We start from the raw sequence: 19,414 nt of genomic DNA, 5'->3' as shown, positions 1-19,414 counted from the left end.
CTTATCTCAAGGAAGCAGGATCGACGGGACGACCGTCCACCCGCGTTTCGTAATGGAGATGGGGTCCGGTCGAGCGCCCGGTGGAGCCGACATAACCGATCGTCTGCCCCGCCTGGACGCGATCGCCTGCCCTCACCGCAACGGCGGAAAGATGGGCATAGCGGGTTTCGACCGTCCCGCCGTGTGAAAGCCTGACGAGGATGCCGTAACCTCCGCGCCATCCTGCGGAGAGTACCACTCCGCTCGATGTCGCGGCCACCGGCGTGCCCGTTGCCGCGGCAAGGTCTATCCCGCCGTGAAAGCGTCTGCCGCCGAGCACGGGATGGCCCCGCATACCGAAGCCGCTGGTCAGTCGTCCCGCTGCGAGCGGCCGTCCCGACGGCATCGCACCCGCTTCGAAATCCGGCCCCCCCATGGCCGAAGACTCGGGCTCGATGTCAGCACCCATCAGATCGACGGCGCGACCGAATCGGACAGCGGGACGCGAGGGCGGCTGCAAGGGTTGCTGCTGGACTTGCGGAGCCCCGCTTGCGGCCCCTGCCTCGTCGCCCTCCTCCGCAAGGGCAGCGGGCGCGAACGGACCGTAGGTGATAGCGAGGCCGATCAGCCCGAAGGCGATACTTGCATTCCCCATGACAGCTTCCCCCTCGGATGCAGGGCCAGGCCAATACCATGGAAACCGCGGTTTCGCGAATCGCAACCGGCAGGCTGTCTTGTTTCGGGATCAGTCCCAGTCGATATCGATGGAAACTTGGGACTCTTCGGTTCCCGCGAGCCGTGCTATTTTCGCCCGGCTCTGCGAAATGACTTTCGCCAAGGTCTCGGTCGGGGCGTTCGTCGAAGCATTGCCAGGGGTTTGCGGCGAATGGCCGGCCTGCGGAGCGTCCAGAGCAACCGGTTTGCCATAAAGCAGTTCGGTCGGCGTCACTTCGAGCGCTGCGGCCAAGCGCTGCAAGGCGGCTTCACGCGGCCGGACCTTGTCGGTTTCCCATTTCCAAAGGGTCGGTTTCGTTACGCCTGCCTGCCGAGCCAGTTCGACCATGGAGAATTTCGACCGCGTCCGCAGCAGCTTCAGCCTCTCGCCGAAAGTTGCTTCCTCCTGACGTGGCGGCAACCGGCGGGGGCCTTCGGGCATCGAATAGGCGAGGCAGGCTGCTACCTCCGCGCTGTCGAGAGGCTCGGCAAAACGGCATCCGTAGAGATTTTCGGAATGCCAGACGATCGTCGCCAGCCTCTCCCCGATATCGGGCAGGACGACGGTGATGGGCTCGTCGAGGTCGAGAGTGCCGGACGTCCCGAGCAGAATTCCGGTTTCGGAGATGTTGAATACATCGACATCGCAACCGGCATCGGTCTGCGAAATGGCGGTGGCAAGATACAGGCGGCGGCGCGGCGAGGCGCGAGACCGGCCCTTCTCTGCCGAAACTTCTGACTTGTCTTCCAAACGCCCGAGCATGAGCAAACCGCCTTTCCCGTTCGGGAAGGAGTGAAACATTGCGACCTCTTTTCTCGTCCGGGTTAACCCGGCATCGTTAATTTTTGGTTTTGCCGACTTTCGTCGTTGCGTGGATAGGTAGACCTTAACCGGCGACGGTTAAAGCGAAATCACGGGGAAACCGCCCGACTAGGACACTTGAACTAGCGCCTGAACCTGTGTCCGGCTCGCCTCTTCAGACTGGGAAAATTCCCGTTTCCGCGCGCCACGCTTTCGCAAACGAAAGACTGCGCCTATCCGGGCCGGCTTCATGGCTTACGACCTGCCCCCCGAGCCCCTGTCGTCCGATCCGGGCACCGGCAGCGACGGCTGGCGCGACGAGATCCGCGCGACCTTCCGGCTGAGCTGGCCGCTGGCGGCTGCCAATCTGCTCCAGATGCTGACCTATGCCATCGACGTGATCTTCATTGCGCGGCTGGGAGAGGAACAGCTGGCCGCATCGGCGCTGGCGATCGCGCTGTTCGGGCTGGTCATGTGGGCACTGTCCGGCCTTACCGGAGCGGTCGCGCCCGTCGCGGCGGCGGAACTCGGCGAGCGCGCGCCGGCATTGCGGCCCGTCCGGCGCACGGTTCGCATGGCCCTGTGGCTGGCCGTTTTCTCGGGCCTCGGTGGCGTTGCTTTATGCCTGCTGCTCGGCCCGCTGATGCGGATGACCGGCCAAGAGCCGCGCATCATCGCGCTGGCGCTGGAGTACAACACCGTCCTCGTCATTTCGATGGTGCCGTTCCTGATCAACAACGTGTTGCGCAGCTTCGTCTCGACGCTCGACCGGCCGATCTTCGCGACGGCGATCACGGCGGGCGGCATCTTCGTCAACGCACTGGCGAATTATGCCTTTATCTTCGGTAATCTGGGCGCGCCCGAGCTGGGCCTGCGCGGCGCGGCGGTGGCGACGATCATCACCACGCTCGTGACGCTGCTCGCTTATGTGGTCGCGATCCGCATCGACCCGCGCCTCCACCGTTATCGCATTTTCGGACGCTGGTGGTCGCCGGACTGGCCGCGCTTCATGCAGATCGTGCGGGTGGGCACACCCATTGCGCTGACGATCACAGCGGAGGCCGGAATTTTCGGCGCGGCCGCCTTCCTGATGGGAAATATCGGCGCGACCCAACTGGCTGCACACACGGTCGCGCTGCAGATCGCCGCGCTCGCCTTCCAGGTGCCGTTCGGCGTAGGCCAGGCGGCAACTATCCGCGTCGGCTACTTCTACGGCGCGCGCGACACCGACGGCATGAAGCGCGCCGGGTGGAGCGCAATCGTGATCGGTACCGGCTTCATGCTGCTGACGGCGATTGCCATGGTCGCGATCCCCAAGCCGCTGTTGGCGATCTATATCGACCCGTGGGACCCGGCCAATGCGGAACTGGTGGGCTTCGCGCTTACCTACATCGTGGTCGCCGCGGCCTTCCAGCTGTTCGATGGGATGCAAGCGGTCGCTGCCGGGGCCCTGCGCGGGCTACAGGACACGCGCATCCCGATGTGGATTGCCGCCTTTGCCTATTGGGTGCCGGGGATCGGCACGGCGCTGGTGCTCGGCTTCGCCACACCGCTCGCTGGCATGGGCGTATGGATCGGACTTGCGACGGGGCTCACATTTGCCGCGCTGTTGCTCGGCTGGCGCTGGCACCGGCGCGATGCACTGGGCCTGACGGTCAGGCCTGTGGGCGTGCCGCCTATGCCGCCCGCTGCGTGATCTCGCGCTGCGGGAACGGGATCGAGATACCGACATCGTCGAAGCGCGCCTTGGCCGCTTCTGTGAGATCCCACCCCAATTTCAGATAATCGCCCGTGGCGCACCAGACGCGCATACCGATACCGACGGAACTGTCATCGAGCGACGCAACGAAGGTAACAGGGGCGGGATCGTCGATAATGCGCTCGTCCGCGGCGGCCAGCGCCAGCAATTCGGTACGTGCCTGCTCCATACTGTCGTCATAGCCGATTCCCACCACCAGCTCGAACCGGCGGATCGGGTGGCGATTGAAATTGACGATGGCTTGATTCCATAGCTCGGAATTCGGGACCATTACGAACAAGCCGTCGAACTGCTTGAGCTCCGTGGTAAAGAGGCCGATCTGCATGACGGTACCGGTAACCGAACCGGCAGTAATTCCCTCGCCCACCTTGAAGGGTTTTTGCACCAGGATCATCACCCCCGACGCGACATTGCTCAGCGTGCCTTGCAGGGCGAGGCCGATAGCCAGCGCCATGCCGCCAAGCGCGGCGAGAATGCTCGTGGTCTCGACGCCAAACTGGCCGAGTACAGTGATGAGGACCAGCGCCCACAGCGCATATTTGACGAGATTGGACAGGAAGTTCGCCACCGTCGGTTCGAAGCGCGGCGATTTCGTGAGGGCTTTTTCAACCCAGCCCGATAAGAGCTTGGCGACGATCAGGCCGATGACGAGCACGGCGAAGGCTCCGGCAATATCCATCATGTTGAGCCGCAGCCACAACAGGATCTGCTCGGGCACGGTCAGGGCGGATACGGTCTGATCGGTCGTCATATGAGGCGGTCTCGTCATTGAAAAACGTCGGATTTGCGCGGCCAATAAGGAATCCAAGGCCATTTGGCCACCCTCGGGCACGGCTCGTCCGGGCGAGCGAAAATTTTTACATGAACCCCCGTTGACTCGCCGAAGGCGCAACCCCAAATGCGCCGCGCTGGCACTCTCGCCGAGTGAGTGCCAACACCTGTTTCACACTCTACAGAAGAGGTCACACACATGGCATTTCGTCCGCTTCACGACCGCGTACTGGTCCGTCGCATCGAAGCCGATCAGAAGACCGCCGGCGGGATCATCATTCCCGACAGCGCCCAGGAAAAGCCGAGCGAAGGCGAAATCGTCGCCGTCGGCAACGGGGCCAAGGCGGATGACGGCAAGGTCACTCCGCTCGACGTCAGCGCCGGCGACCGTGTCCTGTTCGGCAAATGGTCGGGCACCGAAGTCAAGATCGACGGCGAAGACCTGCTGATCATGAAGGAAAGCGACATCATGGGGATCATCGGCTGATGAAGCCGTCAGCCCAGCGGAAGCTGGGGTCGCTGGCCGCTCTCGTCAGCATCCTCTGATCAAGAACAACCCGATCCCAGCCTTCGCTGGGATGACGCAAACGGAGAAACACCAATGGCAGCCAAGGACGTAAAGTTCAGCCGCGACGCGCGCGAAGGCATTCAGCGCGGCGTCGATACCCTCGCCAATGCCGTCAAGGTCACGCTCGGCCCCAAGGGCCGCAACGTCGTGATCGACAAGAGCTTCGGCGCACCGCGCATCACCAAGGACGGCGTCACCGTCGCCAAGGAAATCGAACTGAAGGACAAGTTCGAGAACATGGGCGCGCAGATGCTCAAGGAAGTGGCATCGAAGTCGAACGACGCCGCCGGTGACGGCACCACCACCGCCACCGTGCTCGCTCAGTCGATCGTGACCGAGGGCATGAAGTCGGTCGCCGCCGGCATGAACCCGATGGACCTCAAGCGCGGCATCGACCTCGCGGTCGAGAAGGTCGTCGCGGACCTCAAGGGCCGTTCGAAGGACGTGTCGGGCTCGGGCGAGATCGCCCAGGTCGGCATCATCTCCGCCAATGGCGACCGTGAAGTCGGCGAGAAGATCGCCGAAGCCATGGAAAAGGTCGGCAAGGAAGGCGTGATCACCGTCGACGAGAGCAAGGGCCTCGAATTCGAGCTCGAAACCGTCGAAGGCATGCAGTTCGATCGCGGCTACCTCAGCCCCTACTTCATCACCAACCCGGACAAGATGACGGTCGAGCTCGAGAACCCGTACATCCTGATCCACGAGAAGAAGCTGTCGAACCTGCAGTCGATGCTGCCGGTCCTCGAAGCGGCCGTCCAGTCGGGCCGTCCGCTGCTGATCATTGCCGAAGACATCGAAGGCGAAGCGCTGGCGACCCTCGTGGTCAACAAGCTGCGTGGCGGCCTCAAGGTCGCAGCGGTCAAGGCGCCGGGCTTCGGCGATCGTCGCAAGGCCATGCTGCAGGACATCGCGATCCTGACCAAGGGCGAGATGATCAGCGAAGATCTCGGCATCAAGCTGGAAAACGTCACGCTGGGCATGCTGGGCGAAGCCAAGCGCGTCACCATCGACAAGGACAACACCACCATCGTCGACGGTGCCGGTGACGAAGGCGACATCAAGGCTCGCGTTTCGGAAATCCGCACGCAGATCGACAACACCTCGTCGGATTACGACCGCGAGAAGCTGCAGGAACGCCTTGCCAAGCTCGCTGGCGGTGTTGCCGTCATCAAGGTCGGCGGGGCCACCGAAGTCGAAGTGAAGGAACGCAAGGACCGCGTCGACGACGCGCTGCACGCCACCCGCGCAGCCGTCGAAGAAGGCATCGTCCCGGGCGGCGGTACCGCGCTGCTCTACGCTTCGAAGGCCCTCGACGGCCTGACCGGCGTAAACGACGACCAGACCCGCGGCATCGACATCGTCCGCCGTGCGCTGGCCGCTCCGGTCCGCCAGATCGCCAGCAACGCCGGCCATGACGGCGCGGTGGTTGCCGGCAAGCTGACCGACGGCAATGACGAAAGCCTCGGCTTCAACGCCGCGACCGACAGCTACGAGAACCTCGTCAACGCCGGCGTGATCGACCCGACCAAGGTCGTGCGTACTGCGCTGCAGAACGCTGCCTCGGTTGCCGGCCTGCTGATCACGACCGAAGCCGCGATCGTCGACAAGCCGGAAGACAAGTCGGCTGCGCCTGCCATGCCCGATATGGGCGGCATGGGCGGCATGGGCGGCATGGGCTTCTAAGTCCAGCCATCCAGCCTACAGGCTTAAAACAGGAAGGCCCGGCGGAGCGATCCGCCGGGCCTTTCTTGTGTTACGTGCATGCTTAACCCGCCGGTAAGTCCGATGGGCTATCGAACCCTGTAACATGGGGAATTTCTTAATGATCCAATTGGCTTACAGCAGCGACGCACGCGGCGATCTTGCTTCGAACGAGGTTTTCGAAATCATCGAAACCTCGGCCAGAAACAACCTGCGCGACGATCTTACGGGAATGCTGATTTTCGCAAACGATCGGTTCTTCCAGATTATCGAAGGCGAACCCGCTGCGATCGACGGCCTGATGGCGCGTCTTCAGGCCGATCCCAGGCATCACTCGATCGAGGTCCTGCATCGGCAGGAAATCGGCGAGCGGAGCTTCCCGCGGTGGCGGATGGAGCGCGTGCAGATTGCGAACGGGTCCGTCCCCGAAGCGGCTTTGGCCAATGTCTCTTCCAATATGCGGGCACTGGTAAGGCAGTTCCTCGATGGTTCGGTCGCCAACGAGAAAGCCGCCTGATCTAGTGGACTTACCCTGAGGGCATAACTCTTTAGCTGTCGCCAGTCGGTAGAACGCTGCCCACATCGGCATCCTCCGACATCGGATCGACGCAGACCTTCGCCAGTACGGGCAGATGATCGGATCCGACATCCTCGCCGATCTCCAGTGTTTCGACCTTCACCCCCTCCTTCACGAAAATCTGATCGAGGGGCCAGCCGAACAGGGCGTAGTCCGCCGGAAAGGTCGCGAAACTTCCACGCCCAGCGCGCGGGTCGCTAAAGCCGCCGTCATGGACGAATTTCTGGGTGGTGCTCGACCAAGGCACATCGTTGAAATCGCCGATCGCCAGCACATTGGACAGCATGTCCGGCGTGCGCGACCCGGCGCGGGCGATATTGGCATCGCGTTGAGCGGTGCTCTCTCCGGGCAGGGGCGGGCGCGGGTGCAGGCCGATCAATTCGAACCGTGCGCCGTCGCCCATCCGCAGCGTTGCGTAGAGTGTGGGCGTATTCGAACTCGTGTTGGCCACCATTTCTGCGCGGTCGACTTGGAGCGTGGTCGCAAAGACCATGCCGTATTTGTTCTCCAGCGGCCGGGCCAGCGTATAGCCGTAGCGTGCGAGCTGGGGCTGGAGCGCGTCGAGCCACACCTGGTTCGTTTCCATCAGCAGCAGGATGTCGGGTCGTTCGGCCTCGATCAGCTTCGCCGTCGCATCGTGGCGGTCATTGGTCTGAAGCACATTGAACGACAGCACTTTGGCGCAGCTCATGCCATTTACTTCGTCTGGCAGCGGGACCTGCGCGGGAGCAAGGAAAGTGTACGGCCAGATGCGCCAGAGATTGATACCGATGGAGATAAGTCCGAGCGCCACAACAAGCGCCATCTTCGATCTCGCGACGAACAGCCCCAAGACGACGAGCGTCGCAGCGAGATAGATCGACGGTTCGCGCAATGTGTCGAGCAGGCGCACCGCGCCGCGGTTGGTACCCCATAGCGACACCAGTGCTGCTATCAGCAGCACAGCCAGCCCACCGATCACGATCTTCCCTGCGACGGATCGCATGGTCATTGGTCTTCCCCTGTTTTTGCCCCGGGCCCGAAAGAGAACGGGCCGCGGCACCATTACTGCCGCGGCCCGTCCATGTTCCGAATTCTACTCTGCTTGGTCAACCGCCCATGCGGCTCGCTTCCGCTGCGGCCACCACCTCGTCCGGCCAGGTCACCTGCGTCTGCGTTTGCGGATTGAACACGTCTCCTTCGTAGACGGCTGCTTCCGCCGCCGCGATCTCTTCCGCCGTCAGGAATTCGCTCGGCTCGAGCGCGAAGACGTCGAGCCCGCGGCTGATCTCGGTCGCGTAGATTCGGCCCTTATACCAATAGGCCGACCAATACCCGCCGGTGACCAGCTGGTCTTCGTCCACCGGACCGCGGTCGAAATAGGCGATTTCGAACGGATTGGTGGCATCGGTGAAATCGATGATCGACAACCCGCCCTGGTACCAGGCCTGCACGAAGATATCGCGCCCGGGCACCGGGATGATCGAGCCGTTGTGCGCGACGCAGTTCTCTTTGTCGCCCTGCGGCGCGGGCAGCTTGTACATGCCACGATATTCGAGCTTGCCGTTCTCGATCGCGTAGAAGGCATCGGCACCCCAGTTCATCGGATCGCCAGCCTGGCAGCGCGGCCGCCCGCCGCCGCCCCATTCGTCGGTGAACAGCACCTTGGTGCCGTCATTGTTGAAGGTGGCCGAGTGCCAGTAGGCGAAGCCCTTGTCGGTCACGTCGTCGATGCGCTGCGGCTTGAGCGGATTGGAAATGTCCATGATGATGCCATTGCCCGAGCATGCCCCGGCAGCGAGGTTCTTCGCCGGGAACACCGTGATATCGTGGCACTGGTTGGTGTCATTGGTTTCCTGCGTCCGGCTGCCGTCCGGGTTCAGGCCGTGGTCGCCGCCCCGCCACAGGCCGGCGATCTGCCCGTCCTTGGCGAAGACGCGCGGGCTGTCGACGATGCGGGCCTTGGAGGGATCCGCCAGCGGGATTTCGATCACGTCGATGCTGAAAAGCGCGGTTTCGTCGCCCGCCGTATCGAAACAGCCGGGCAGTTCCTCGGCATCGCGGACATAGCTGGTGCCCGAGTTATAGACGATCAGGCGCGTGTCGTCGGCGCTGACGATGGAGTGAGTGTGGCTGCCGCGGCAGGTCTGCACCTGGCCAATCTGGCGCGGGCGGGTGATGTCGGAAATGTCGAAGATGCGGATTCCGCGGAAGCGCTCTTCGCTGACATTGCCGGTGACCCCCTGCAACCCGCAATCGATCCGCGCGCGGCTGTCCTGAACGCTCATCACGAGAATATCGCCTGCGATGGAGACGTCGCCCTGACCGCCGGGGCAGACGGTCGAGCTGACCAGCGTCGGCACCCCGTCATCACCGAGGCGATAGGCGTTGAAGCCGTGATAATTGCCCGCGACCATGATGTCGCCGGAGAAGGCAATGTCGGTATTGGCGAAGCTCAGCAGCGAGCCGCGCTCGCCGAAGCGGGGCTCTTCTTCCTCTGCATCGGCATCGGCTTCGGCGCTGTCGGTCGGTTCTTCGACCTTCGTATCGGCGGCTTCCTCGTCTTCATCGTCTTCGATCAGCGGCTGGAGCTGGGCGGGATTGGCAGGATCGAAAAAGCCGGCAGGCTTGGGCTGCGCTGCAACGAGCCGCAGGTTCAGGATCGCCTCTTCGGCATCGCGGAAGCCTGCTGCGAGCGTCGCGCGCGGATCGGTGGAGAGGTTAGCCGCGACCGCGTTCATCCGGTCGATCTCCGCCTGCTGGTCGGTCACCACCTCGTTGGTGAACTCGAACATCACCGGCTCGTAAGCGCTGCCCGGCGCCTTGTGCAGTTCATCGACCATGTCGATCGCGCCGAGGTGGTGGGCGGTCATCAGCTGGAGGAACATGCGGTCGAATTCGGTGCCGTTGGCGGCAGCGAGCGCCTGCATCTGGCTGGGGGTTGCCATCCCCTTCATCAGGCTGTGCGCGCCGTGGCCCATGTGCATCGAATGCGGTCCCTCGAGCTTCTCTCCGCGCTCTTCGAGCCAGGTCGTCATGAACCCGATCTCGTCCTTCTGGCTCGCATTGATCCGCTCGGCGATCTTGACGATAGCGTCGTTGTTCGTGCGCCCTTCGACGAGGTCGGCCATGGCCACGGCCTGCCGGTGATGGACGATCATGCCCTGCATGAAGGCGACGTCGGCCGGCGAGTAGGCCGTCTTCGACAGGGCGATCGCCTCGTCCTCGCCGATAACGCGCGGCGCCTCGCCCGGTGCGCCGGGCAGCACGATGGGCACCTCTTGAGCCAGTGCGGCTGTGGAGGTCGTAAGCAGCAGGCCGGCGGCCAGCGCCCGGAACGAATGTGTCATGATGTGCAGTCCCCGAAGTATGAAAGTGCGATAAGCCCCCCGCGCGCCCGCGCGGTCAAGCGATTGTTCTACGAACGGCGCTCTCGCCCTGATAAAAACGGATGCAATCAACCGGATGCGAACTTGCCGCGCCGCGGGCCGAGATAGCCGAACAGATATGCGCCCACCTTGCGCATCTGGATTTCCTCGGCCCCCTCGGTGATGCGATAGCGGCGGTGGTGGCGGTAGATATGCTCGAACGGCTTGTGCCGCGAATAGCCGATACCGCCGTGCACCTGCATCGCGCGATCCGCCGCCTCGCACACCAGCCGGTTCGCCCAGTAATTGCACATGCTGACCTTGTCGGAGATCGTTTTCTCGATCTCCTCATGCGGCAAGTTGTCCATTTCCCAGGCCGTCTTGTAGATCAACAGGCGCAGCATCTCGCACTGGGTCGCCAGCTCGACCAGCGGGAACTGGATACCCTGGTTGCGCGCCAGCTCCTGCCCGAACGGCTTGCGTTCGCGGGCGTACTTAACGCTTTCCTCGACACAATACTGCGCCGCGCCGCAGCTGCTCGCGGCCTGGCGGATGCGGTTCTGGTGGACGAAGCTCTGTGCCAGCGAAAGGCCCCTGCCCTCGACGCCGAGGATGGCGCTGTCGGGCACCCAGACGTTCGTGACGCTGAGGCGCGGGTGGTCGGTGGGCATGTTGAAGGTCCACAGCCACTCCTCGATCTCCAGCCCCTCGGTCGGGTTGGGGACGAGGAAGCAGGTGATCCCGCTGGCATCGCCATCCTCGCCGGAGGTGCGGGCGAACATCGCGCAATGGGTGGCGACATGCATGCCGGTGATCCACATCTTCTCTCCGTCGATCCGCCAGCCTTCGACCCCGTCGCGCGTTTCGCGCACCGCCTTGGTCTCCATATGCGTGGCGTCGGAACCGTGATGCGGTTCAGTCAGGCCGAAAGCGACGCGGCGCTTGCCTTCGAACCCGCCGAGGATGAATTCCTGCTTCTGCTCCTCCGTGCCCCATTGTTCGAACATTTCGACGAAGGGGAAGTTGCCGACGATGCTGTGCTCGTTCTGCAGGTCGTTATGCAGTCCCAGGCCACGCTGGGCGAAGCGATCGCGGATTACCGCCATCCAGAGGTTCGAGCCATCCTTGCCGCCGTATTTCTTCGGCGCGCTGAAGCGCCAGTGGCCGGCGGCATCGGCACGCTTGCGGGCTTCGCGGAGCAGCTCTTCCCAATCCTCGCGCGGCAGGCCGCCCTTCTCGAAGTCGGTGCGTGCATATTCGCGGCGGTGGTCGAAGAAGCGGATGTTGTCGTCCTGCTGTTCGAGCGGGATGATTTCCGTCTCGATGAAGCCGACCAGCTCCTCGTAATACTTTTCGAGATCCTCGGGGATCGTGAAGTCCATCAGTCCTCTCCAGTCCATTTGGCGCGGGCTAGCGCGAGCATCGGGTATTTCGGCACGTCAGCCGCCAGCTTGTCCAGCGCGGAGCGGCGCAACAGCGCGAGCAGGCCGGGGGTCGCCAGCGAGCGTTCCCCGTCCAGAAGCTCCTGCGCCAGCAGATCGTCGGCGAATTCGACATCGACCCGGTCGCCGCGCGAAATCATGCCCAAAGCATTACGGGCGACAGCCAGCTGGAAACGGTTGTGCCCTTCCATGCGGTCCTTGATTGTGGCGAGCCATTCGGAAATCGCCTCAGCGATCTCGCCGACGCTCGCTTCGCCCATCGGATCGAGCTTCACATCGCTTGGCGGGAGCGGCCGAGCCTGTTCTTCCTCCGGCGCCTCGTCCTCCAGCAGCAGCAAAAGATCGAGCTCCTGTTCGCTGGTGCGACGCGAGATCACGACGCGCTCCAGCATCCGGTCTTCGCCGCTGCGCCAGAAATCGGCCATGCGGATGCAGCCGAGCGCCCACCACACGGTGCGGTAGACCAGCCAGAAGCGGAACCGGCCGGCATCCAGCGACACGCCGCTTTCCGCCTCATAGGCTTCGACATAGTCTTCGAGCGAGCCGAGACCCAGCGCCGGGCGATCGACCCTGGCGAAGCGCCAGACCGCCATGCAGCCGAAAGCGAGATCCTCGTGCCGGTCGCCGAAATGCGCGAGCTCCCAGTCGAGCACGCCGGTGAGGTGCGAATCCTCGGCCAGCAGATTGCCGAGGCGGAAATCACCATGATTGAGGACTGGCTCGACGCGCTCGGGCAGATTGTCGCGCAACCATTTGAGGCCCAGCGCGATGATCGGGCGGTCGCCGCCCACTTCTTCGAACTGCTCCGCCAGCCCTTCGACGGCCTCGGCATAGTCCATTTCGGGGACGTCGTCGGGGAGCGTCGCCGGATCGAGCGCATGGATGCGCGCCAGGTCGCGGGCCACTTCGCGCAGCAATTGCACGGGATCGTCCATCGCCAGGATCGCGCGGGGATCGGGCGTGCCGGGGAGAGCGCGCATCACGAAGCCGCTGCCTATCCCGTCATCCGGCTCGAGCACCAGGACGACTTCGGGTGCCGTGACCCCGGCCTCGAACGCCGCGCCGATGATCGCCGCTTCGCTGTCGTGACCGTAGGGCCGACCTTCCATGAACTCGAGGCTCGGCGCGCGGCGCAGGACGTAGTCTTCCCGGTCGCAAGCAAAACGCCAGCTTTCCATGGTTGCCCCGCCGGTTAGGCGCGCGAGCCCGCTGGCCTCCCCCATGTCCGCCCGCGCGAGCGCCTCGTTCAAGCCGCGCTCGATCGCGCTTCGGCTGCCATCCGTTCCCATGCAGTCGATGCTTGCAGGCAAACGCTTCGCCGCTCAAGCCCGGACCCCTCCAAGGCCTCGTTCGTTGATGGTGCAGAAACAGACACAGCAGGAGAAATCTGGATGAAACTTCCCAACAAGGCGCATGTCGCAATCGTGGACGGCGAGAACTTTACGGTGATGCGCAATTCGGGGCAGATGTTCGAACCCAAGCTGGAGGATGCCCAGAAGCCCGATCTGACGGCGACCAACTACAGCGCCGGTGTGAAGCACCAGGACGATATCGGTCAGGAGCATGGTCGGACCGATTTGGAAGAACTCGCCCACGGCGCGGCTGCCGCCAAATGGCTGAACGCCAAGGCCATCTCCGGGGAGATCAGCGACGTGCTCGTCATTGCCGACCCGAAGACGCTGGGCGAAATGCGGCGCCACTATCACGGCGAACTCGAGAAAAAGCTGGTCGGCGAGATCGACAAGACGATGACGGGGGAGCCTGTCGACCGCATCGAAAAGGCTATCGCCGACGCTTAACGTTCGCGCCGCATCCCGTTTGTTCCCGTTGTGACGAATCGATTGTCGTATTCGCGCCACTTTCTGTCGCTATATCCCTTGTTGCCGACGCTTGAGCTATCTTAAGCATCGGTAAACCACGTAAAGGGTAACAGGACGGGATGCGGACAGGACTTTTCGGAAAGATTATTGCGGCGGGGGCCATCGCCCTGGCATCTCCCGCTATTGCCAACAGCGATACGCAGGCGTTCGAATCAGCCTTCGACAGGACCCTCGGGACCGAAGTTCGCGAACCTTCGTCGATGGTCGCACGCTACGAGACCGACTTCGAGCGGCAGATTGCGCGTCTCGCAGAAGGTTCACGCGGGCGCATCGGCGTTTACGCCGTCGACCTGACGACGGGCCAGGAAGTCGGCGTTCTCGCCGACCAGCGCTTTCCGATGGCCAGCACCAGCAAGGTCGCGATCGCCGCGACCTATCTTGCCGGTGTCGATGCGGGCAAATGGAGCCTGACAAGCGAATGGCAGCTGCCACGTCCGGGCGGTGCCTATATGCCTGCGTCTCGTCACATCAGCCTGATGATCAGCAAGAGCTGCAACGATTGCACCGACGCCATGCTCAATGCCGTCGGTGGCCCTGCTGCGGTGAATGCGTGGATGCAGAAGGCCGGGATCGAGGGCTTTACGCTTTCGCGCGATATCAAGACGCTGATCCGCGAAGACGGACGAAGCGATCCGGCATCGTCGATCGACATCCGCGACAGCGCGACTCCGCGCGCGATGGGCCAGCTGCTCGCGGGGATATACCAGGGCCGTTGGCTGAGCGACAAATCACGCCGCGTTCTGGTCGATGCCATGCTGGAGACGACGACCGGCAAGCGGCGGATGCGCTCCGTCCTGCCGATGAGCGCCATGCTCGCTCACAAGACCGGGACGCTCAGCCGCACCGCAAGCGATATCGGGATATTCCATATGCCGGACGGACGCGCGATCGCGGCCGCGATATACGTAACCGGGCAGAGCCCTTCGATGGCGGTCGAGAACGGCAGCAGGGCGCAGAAGCTGGAAGCGCGGCGCTTGCGCGACGGGCGGATCTCCACGATCACCGATGCGCTGTATCGTGGGTTCGGGCGCGCAGCCAATGATGGCCGCGCCTGGGCCAATGCGGATTATGGCGGCGAGTAAGGCTCGCCAGGCCAGCTTACCGGACCTCTTCGACCAAGTGTGATGACAAAGGAAAAGGGCGGTGCCTTGCGGCACCGCCCTTTCCTGTTTCGAAACGATAAACCGTTCCGAAGCGCTGGCGCGATTAGTCGGCCTGTGCTTCAGCTTCGGTTTCGCCTTCGACTTCAGCTTCGACTTCAGCAGCGGCTGCGTCGGCGTCGGCGGCCATTTCTTCAGCACCGGCTTCCATTTCGGCGCCAGCAGCTTCCATGGAGTCGCCAGCGGCTTCCATGTTTGCTTCGGTGTCGGCAGCAGCCGAATCCATGGTGGTTTCAGCCGAGTCTTCGGTGGCTTCCGAGCAAGCGGCGAGCGAGAGAGCAGCGGCCGAAGCGGCAGCAACAAGAGCGATCTTACGCATAATATAATTCCTCAAACAGCGAGTTTGGAGCATCGGGGCGACCCTTGGCCGACCCTTTGCGCGAGTCCCAAATCAGGCCTCACGATGTCTAAATAAGGGCGACAATGTGGCAGCGCAAGCGATTAGCGACCAATTTCGCCTTTTTTCTGCCTTATTTTTTCGAAAATGCCGGATTTCTGCCATATTTTGGTAGGCGTGAAATTTCTCCCCATGCCGCAGTCACGCTGCTAAGTCGCCCCGATGGCCGCTCAACCGCACCTCTATCTCGTCGATGGCTCCGCCTACATATTTCGAGCCTACCATCGGCTGCCGCCGCTCACCGACCCGGAAGGCACTCCGGTCGGCGCTGTATACGGCTACACGACAATGTTGTGGAAGCTGGCCGAGGATCTCGACAAGGCCGACGGCCCGACGCATCTGGCGGTGGTCCTCGATAAATCGAGTTATTCCTTTCGCAACGAGATTTACGACCAGTACAAGGCCAATCGCCCCGATCCACCGGAGGACCTCGTCCCGCAATTCCCGCTGATCCGCGATGCCACCCGCGCCTTCAGCCTGCCCTGCATCGAGGAACCGGATGTCGAGGCGGACGACATGATCGCCTCCTACGCCCGCGCCGCGCAGGAGCAGGGCTGGAATGTAACGATCGTCAGTTCCGACAAGGATCTGATGCAGCTCGTCGGCGAGAAAGACGGCGCCAAAATCGACATGCTCGACACGATGAAGAGCGCGCGCATCTATATCGAGGAGGTCGAGGAGAAATTCGGCGTGCCCCCCGAAAAGGTGGGCGATGTCCTCGCGCTGATGGGCGATTCGGTCGACAACATTCCCGGCATCTTCGGCGTCGGACCGAAAACCGCGAGCAAGCTGATCGCGGAACATGGCGACCTCACGGCTGCACTCGATTCCGCCGAAGGCATGAAGAAGTCCAAGCTGAAGGAGCGGCTGATCGAGCATCGCGCGGATGCGCAACTCAGCCGGGTGCTCGTGACGCTGAAGGAAGATTGCGAACTGCCTGTCGCGCTCGACGACATGAAGCTGGATGGCGTACCGAGCGAACCTCTGGCCGCTTTCCTCGAAAAGCATGGCTTCACCAGCCTTCTGAAGCGCCTCGAAGCAGGCACCGGCAGCCCGACGCGCGCCAACAATCTCAATCCGGCTAAACAGGACACGAAAGGGGCGGAAGCGAGCAGCGACGGCAATCGCCAGCCGCTGCCGGACATGCCGGATGTCGACCGGTCCGCCTACGAATGCGTGCAGACGATGGAGCGGCTGGAGCACTGGATCGCGCGCGCCAAGGCCGCGCGGCTGGTGGCGGTGGACACGGAAACCAGCTCGCTCGACTGCATGCAATGCGATCTCGTCGGCATCAGCCTCGCGCTTGGTCCGAACGATGCCTGCTATATCCCGCTGCGGCACGGCGGAAGCGACATGTTCGCCGACAGGCCGGAGCAGATCGAGGTATCGGCAGCGCTGGATGCCCTACGCCCGTTGCTCTCCGACGACGCCGTGCTCAAGGTCTTCCACAATGGCAAATACGACCTCAATGTCCTCGCTCGCAACGACGTGGCGGTCCATCCGATCGACGATACCATGATCATCAGCTTCGATCTCGACGCCGGGCGCGCGCTCGACGGGATCGGCGGCGGGCACGGGATGGACGAGTTGGCCGAACGGCACCTCGGCCACAAATGCCTGACCTTCAAGGAGCTGTGCGGCACGGGCAAGAAGGCGATCCCCTTCGGCGAAGTCCCGCTCGACAAGGCGACCGAATATGCCGCCGAGGATGCCGACGTGACCTGGCGGTTGCACACCATGCTCAAACCGCGGCTGGCGACCGAAGGAGGTACGCGGGTTTACGAGCGGGTCGATCGCCCGCTGGTCCCGGTCGTCGCGCAGATGGAGCGCTATGGCATCAAGGTCGACCGTGCGCGGCTGGCCAGGCTGTCGGAGGAATTCGCCAAGGAAATCGGCCGGCTCGAAGGCGAAATCCACGAGATCGCCGGGACCGAATTCACCGTCGGCAGCCCCAAGCAGCTCGGCGAGGTGCTGTTCGATACGCTCGGCTACAAGGGCGGCAAGAAGGGCAAGAGCGGGCAGTATTCGACCGACCAGAGCGTGCTTGAGCGCCTGTCCGGCGAAGGGGCGGAGATCGCCGACAAGGTGCTCGAATGGCGCCAGCTGGCGAAGCTCAAATCGACCTATACCGACGCGCTGCAGGAAGCGATCAACCCTGATACAAGCCGCGTGCATACCAGCTACAGCCTGGTGGGCGCGCAGACCGGGCGGCTCTCCTCCACCGATCCGAACCTGCAGAACATCCCGATCCGCACCGAGATCGGCCGCCAGATTCGCGAAGCCTTCGTGGCCGAAGAAGGCAACGTGCTGCTTGCCGCCGACTATTCGCAGATCGAGCTGCGCCTCGCTGCCCACATGGCGGACGTGCCGAGCCTCAAGGAAGCTTTCGAGGAGGGCGAGGACATCCACTCGCGCACGGCGAAGGAGATGTTCGGCGAGGTCAATCGCGACACGCGCGGCCGGGCCAAGACGATCAACTTCGCCATCCTTTACGGCATCTCTCGCTGGGGCCTCGCAGGCCGTCTGGGCGTGGAGGCGGACGAGGCGCAGGACATGATCGACACCTATTTCCAGCGCTTTCCCGGCATCCAGCGCTACATCCTCGAAACCACCGAGCGGGTGCGCGAGTGCGGCTATTCGGAGACGCTGTTCGGCCGCAAGACGTGGTTTCCGCGGATCAATTCCAAGAACCCGAACGAGCGGCAGGGCAGCGAACGTGCCGCGATCAATGCGCCGATCCAGGGCACCAGCGCCGATATCATCAAGCGCGCAATGGCCCGCATGATGCCCGCGCTGGAAGAGGCGGGGCTCGGCCATGTCCGCATGCTGCTGCAGGTGCATGACGAACTCGTCTTCGAACTGCCCGAGAGCGATGTCGAGCAGGCCAGGCCGGTGATCGAGCGCGTGATGGCCGAGGCTGCGCAGCCTGCGGTCGAGCTCACCGTGCCGCTGGGCGTCGAGATCGGCACTGGCAAGAGCTGGGGCGCGGCGCATTGAGACAGCTTGCCAAGACCCTCAAGCGCACGCGGCGCTGGCCGAATGCGATCATTCTCCTGGTCCTCTTCGGGGCGATGGTCGGGCTAATCTACCTCGTATACCAGACCTTGGAGGCGGAGCGCCGCCAACGCGAGCAGGCGACGCAGACTGCCTCCGTGGTGCGGGTTCTGGAAGAGATCGACCGCGCCGCATTGCGGGCCGAAACCGGACAGCGCGGCTATATCATCACGCTCGATCGGCGATACCGATCTTCCTACGAGGAAGGCAGCGAGGAAATCGATCCGGCGCTCGATGAATTGCGGCGTCTGCTCGGGACCGAGATCACCCCGCGCCAGGAAGTGCTGGTCGACCAGATCGACATGCTTGCTCGCCTGAAATTCGACGAGATGGAAGAGACGGTCGGGCTGGTGCAGGAGGGCCGACTGCTGGACGCTCGCCGCGCGGTCCTGTCCGACGAGGGGCAGGAAGCGATGGAGCGCCTGCGCCGCTCGCTCGACGAGATGCGCGAGATCGAACGGCAGATCCTCGGCGAACAGGCTGCGGACACCGCGCGGCTGGAGGCCCGCGTGCTGCCGTTGCTTGCCGGGCTGATCTTGTTGATCCTCGTCGCCATCCTGTTCGGCATGCGGGTGGTGTCGCGCGCTGCCCTGGCCGAAGCCCAGGCTGCCCAGGCCGCCGCCATCGGCGAAGCGCGAGACCGGGCCGATCTCCTGGCGCGCGAACTCAACCACCGGGTCAAGAACCTGTTCGCCGTGGTCCTCGCCATCGTGCAGATGAGCGCACGCGACAAGCCGGAAGCGAAAGAAGTTACCGAGAGCATCGCCCAGCGCATTCGCGCGCTGCTGACCGCGCATGAAGTAAGCCAAGGCGAGTTGGAGCGCCCGGTAGCATCGCTTTACCAGCTCGTCGAAACCTCGCTCGCGCCCTATCGTTCGTCGTCTCAGATTGCCGAAATCGAAGGCGACGAAGTTCTACTGCCGGCCAAGCACGTCACCCCGCTCGGCCTGGTCCTGCACGAACTGACCACCAATGCCGTCAAATACGGCGCGTGGAGCGAAAAGGGCACGGTGCGGGTCAGTTGGGAGGAGCGCGACGGCCGCGTCTTCATTACCTGGCGAGAAACGGGCAAGGCCATCGAAGGCGAGCCCGACCGACGCGGCTTCGGCAGTATGCTGATGAACAGCGCGGCGCGCCAGTTCGGCGGTAGTGTCGAGCGCGAGTTCGGAGCCGACGGGCTTGTCGTCGATATCGACCTCCCGCTCGACGACGCCTGACCGGTCGGGGTTGTCAGCCCGCGCGGCGGGCCATAAGCGGTCGCCA

General features: G+C 63.4%; 16 protein-coding genes. 8 read left to right on the top strand and 8 right to left on the bottom strand.

Annotated elements, in window-relative coordinates; translation table 11 throughout:
• Position 1: 1 nt before the first annotated feature.
• The gene (locus ACSH0F_RS04695; RefSeq protein WP_435200363.1) at positions 2-634 is read right to left on the bottom strand and encodes a M23 family metallopeptidase; all 633 of its coding nucleotides are present in this window, start codon (positions 632-634) and stop codon (positions 2-4) included.
• A gap of 90 nt (positions 635-724) precedes the next feature.
• Positions 725-1,456, bottom strand: coding sequence for a helix-turn-helix domain-containing protein (locus tag ACSH0F_RS04690; RefSeq protein ID WP_435200361.1), 732 nt, complete (start codon positions 1,454-1,456; stop codon positions 725-727).
• A 289-nt stretch (positions 1,457-1,745) separates the two neighbouring features.
• Here ACSH0F_RS04690 and ACSH0F_RS04685 point away from each other — a divergent pair, with 289 nt between their 5' ends.
• Positions 1,746-3,191, top strand: a complete 1,446-nt coding sequence (locus ACSH0F_RS04685) for an MATE family efflux transporter (protein ID WP_435200359.1) — start codon at positions 1,746-1,748, stop codon at positions 3,189-3,191.
• On the opposite strand, the gene ACSH0F_RS04680 is transcribed toward ACSH0F_RS04685, so the two are convergent.
• A complete protein-coding gene (locus ACSH0F_RS04680) occupies positions 3,172-4,086 on the bottom strand; it encodes a mechanosensitive ion channel family protein (RefSeq protein WP_435200357.1) in 915 nt (304 codons plus the stop codon). The genes ACSH0F_RS04685 and ACSH0F_RS04680 overlap by 20 nt on opposite strands.
• 138 nt (positions 4,087-4,224) lie before the next feature.
• Between ACSH0F_RS04680 and groES the strand changes: the two genes are divergently transcribed.
• The 3 genes from groES (at position 4,225) to ACSH0F_RS04665 (ending at position 6,811) form a co-directional block, all read left to right on the top strand.
• Positions 4,225-4,512: a co-chaperone GroES gene (gene groES, locus ACSH0F_RS04675; protein ID WP_305931038.1), complete on the top strand. Its 288-nt coding sequence runs from the start codon at positions 4,225-4,227 to the stop codon at positions 4,510-4,512.
• 114 nt (positions 4,513-4,626) lie between these two features.
• Complete coding sequence (gene groL, locus ACSH0F_RS04670; RefSeq protein WP_435200355.1) at positions 4,627-6,276, top strand: chaperonin GroEL; 1,650 nt, start codon at positions 4,627-4,629, stop codon at positions 6,274-6,276.
• 139 nt (positions 6,277-6,415) lie between these two features.
• Complete coding sequence (locus ACSH0F_RS04665; protein ID WP_435200353.1) at positions 6,416-6,811, top strand: BLUF domain-containing protein; 396 nt, start codon at positions 6,416-6,418, stop codon at positions 6,809-6,811.
• A gap of 31 nt (positions 6,812-6,842) precedes the next feature.
• Here ACSH0F_RS04665 and ACSH0F_RS04660 read toward each other — a convergent pair whose 3' ends face one another.
• The 4 genes from ACSH0F_RS04660 to ACSH0F_RS04645 all read right to left on the bottom strand — a co-directional run bounded on the left by ACSH0F_RS04660 (position 6,843) and on the right by ACSH0F_RS04645 (position 12,949).
• Positions 6,843-7,862 (bottom strand): endonuclease/exonuclease/phosphatase family protein, encoded by a 1,020-nt coding sequence (locus tag ACSH0F_RS04660; protein WP_435200351.1) that lies wholly within the window; start codon positions 7,860-7,862, stop codon positions 6,843-6,845.
• 97 nt (positions 7,863-7,959) lie between these two features.
• Positions 7,960-10,200, bottom strand: a complete 2,241-nt coding sequence (locus ACSH0F_RS04655) for a DUF305 domain-containing protein (protein WP_435200349.1) — start codon at positions 10,198-10,200, stop codon at positions 7,960-7,962.
• Positions 10,201-10,307: 107 nt separating this feature from the next.
• Complete coding sequence (locus ACSH0F_RS04650; protein WP_435200347.1) at positions 10,308-11,600, bottom strand: acyl-CoA dehydrogenase family protein; 1,293 nt, start codon at positions 11,598-11,600, stop codon at positions 10,308-10,310.
• Positions 11,600-12,949, bottom strand: coding sequence for a phosphotransferase (locus ACSH0F_RS04645; protein ID WP_435200345.1), 1,350 nt, complete (start codon positions 12,947-12,949; stop codon positions 11,600-11,602). The genes ACSH0F_RS04650 and ACSH0F_RS04645 overlap by 1 nt, the downstream gene beginning before the upstream one ends.
• A 102-nt stretch (positions 12,950-13,051) precedes the next feature.
• Here ACSH0F_RS04645 and ACSH0F_RS04640 point away from each other — a divergent pair, with 102 nt between their 5' ends.
• Together ACSH0F_RS04640 and ACSH0F_RS04635 are read left to right on the top strand one after the other, a co-directional pair.
• Positions 13,052-13,459: a host attachment protein gene (locus ACSH0F_RS04640; RefSeq protein ID WP_435200343.1), complete on the top strand. Its 408-nt coding sequence runs from the start codon at positions 13,052-13,054 to the stop codon at positions 13,457-13,459.
• A 140-nt stretch (positions 13,460-13,599) separates the two neighbouring features.
• Positions 13,600-14,622, top strand: a complete 1,023-nt coding sequence (locus tag ACSH0F_RS04635) for a serine hydrolase (RefSeq protein WP_435200341.1) — start codon at positions 13,600-13,602, stop codon at positions 14,620-14,622.
• Between the two features lie 124 nt (positions 14,623-14,746).
• Here ACSH0F_RS04635 and ACSH0F_RS04630 read toward each other — a convergent pair whose 3' ends face one another.
• A complete protein-coding gene (locus ACSH0F_RS04630; RefSeq protein WP_435200339.1) occupies positions 14,747-15,019 on the bottom strand; it encodes a hypothetical protein in 273 nt (90 codons plus the stop codon).
• Between the two features lie 240 nt (positions 15,020-15,259).
• On the opposite strand from ACSH0F_RS04630, the gene polA reads away from it, so the two are divergent.
• Both polA and ACSH0F_RS04620 read left to right on the top strand, forming a co-directional pair.
• Positions 15,260-18,094 carry a DNA polymerase I gene (gene polA, locus ACSH0F_RS04625; RefSeq protein ID WP_435200337.1) on the top strand — a complete coding sequence of 945 codons (2,835 nt, stop codon included), beginning with the start codon at positions 15,260-15,262 and terminating at the stop codon, positions 18,092-18,094.
• Positions 18,091-19,368, top strand: coding sequence for a sensor histidine kinase (locus ACSH0F_RS04620; RefSeq protein WP_435200335.1), 1,278 nt, complete (start codon positions 18,091-18,093; stop codon positions 19,366-19,368). Before polA ends, ACSH0F_RS04620 begins: the two co-directional genes overlap by 4 nt.
• Positions 19,369-19,414: the final 46 nt, after the last annotated feature.

The organism is Qipengyuania sp. 902, assembly GCF_051195295.1.
Classification (GTDB): Bacteria; Pseudomonadota; Alphaproteobacteria; order Sphingomonadales; family Sphingomonadaceae; genus Qipengyuania.
Note: the sequence above shows the minus strand (reverse complement) of the source record. Positions and strands in the feature narration are given on the sequence as shown.

Bases quoted from the DNA above. Each gene is read 5' to 3' on its own strand.
- ACSH0F_RS04695 (WP_435200363.1), bottom strand. From the start codon at position 634: ATGGGGAATGCAAGTATCGCCTTCGGGCTGATCGGCCTCGCTATCACC.
- ACSH0F_RS04690 (WP_435200361.1), bottom strand. From the start codon at position 1,456: ATGCTCGGGCGTTTGGAAGACAAGTCAGAAGTTTCGGCAGAGAAGGGC.
- ACSH0F_RS04685 (WP_435200359.1), top strand. From the start codon at position 1,746: ATGGCTTACGACCTGCCCCCCGAGCCCCTGTCGTCCGATCCGGGCACC.
- groES (WP_305931038.1), top strand. From the start codon at position 4,225: ATGGCATTTCGTCCGCTTCACGACCGCGTACTGGTCCGTCGCATCGAA.
- groL (WP_435200355.1), top strand. From the start codon at position 4,627: ATGGCAGCCAAGGACGTAAAGTTCAGCCGCGACGCGCGCGAAGGCATT.
- ACSH0F_RS04665 (WP_435200353.1), top strand. From the start codon at position 6,416: ATGATCCAATTGGCTTACAGCAGCGACGCACGCGGCGATCTTGCTTCG.
- ACSH0F_RS04660 (WP_435200351.1), bottom strand. From the start codon at position 7,862: ATGACCATGCGATCCGTCGCAGGGAAGATCGTGATCGGTGGGCTGGCT.
- ACSH0F_RS04655 (WP_435200349.1), bottom strand. From the start codon at position 10,200: ATGACACATTCGTTCCGGGCGCTGGCCGCCGGCCTGCTGCTTACGACC.
- ACSH0F_RS04650 (WP_435200347.1), bottom strand. From the start codon at position 11,600: ATGGACTTCACGATCCCCGAGGATCTCGAAAAGTATTACGAGGAGCTG.
- ACSH0F_RS04645 (WP_435200345.1), bottom strand. From the start codon at position 12,949: ATGGGAACGGATGGCAGCCGAAGCGCGATCGAGCGCGGCTTGAACGAG.
- ACSH0F_RS04640 (WP_435200343.1), top strand. From the start codon at position 13,052: ATGAAACTTCCCAACAAGGCGCATGTCGCAATCGTGGACGGCGAGAAC.
- ACSH0F_RS04635 (WP_435200341.1), top strand. From the start codon at position 13,600: ATGCGGACAGGACTTTTCGGAAAGATTATTGCGGCGGGGGCCATCGCC.
- ACSH0F_RS04630 (WP_435200339.1), bottom strand. From the start codon at position 15,019: ATGCGTAAGATCGCTCTTGTTGCTGCCGCTTCGGCCGCTGCTCTCTCG.
- polA (WP_435200337.1), top strand. From the start codon at position 15,260: ATGGCCGCTCAACCGCACCTCTATCTCGTCGATGGCTCCGCCTACATA.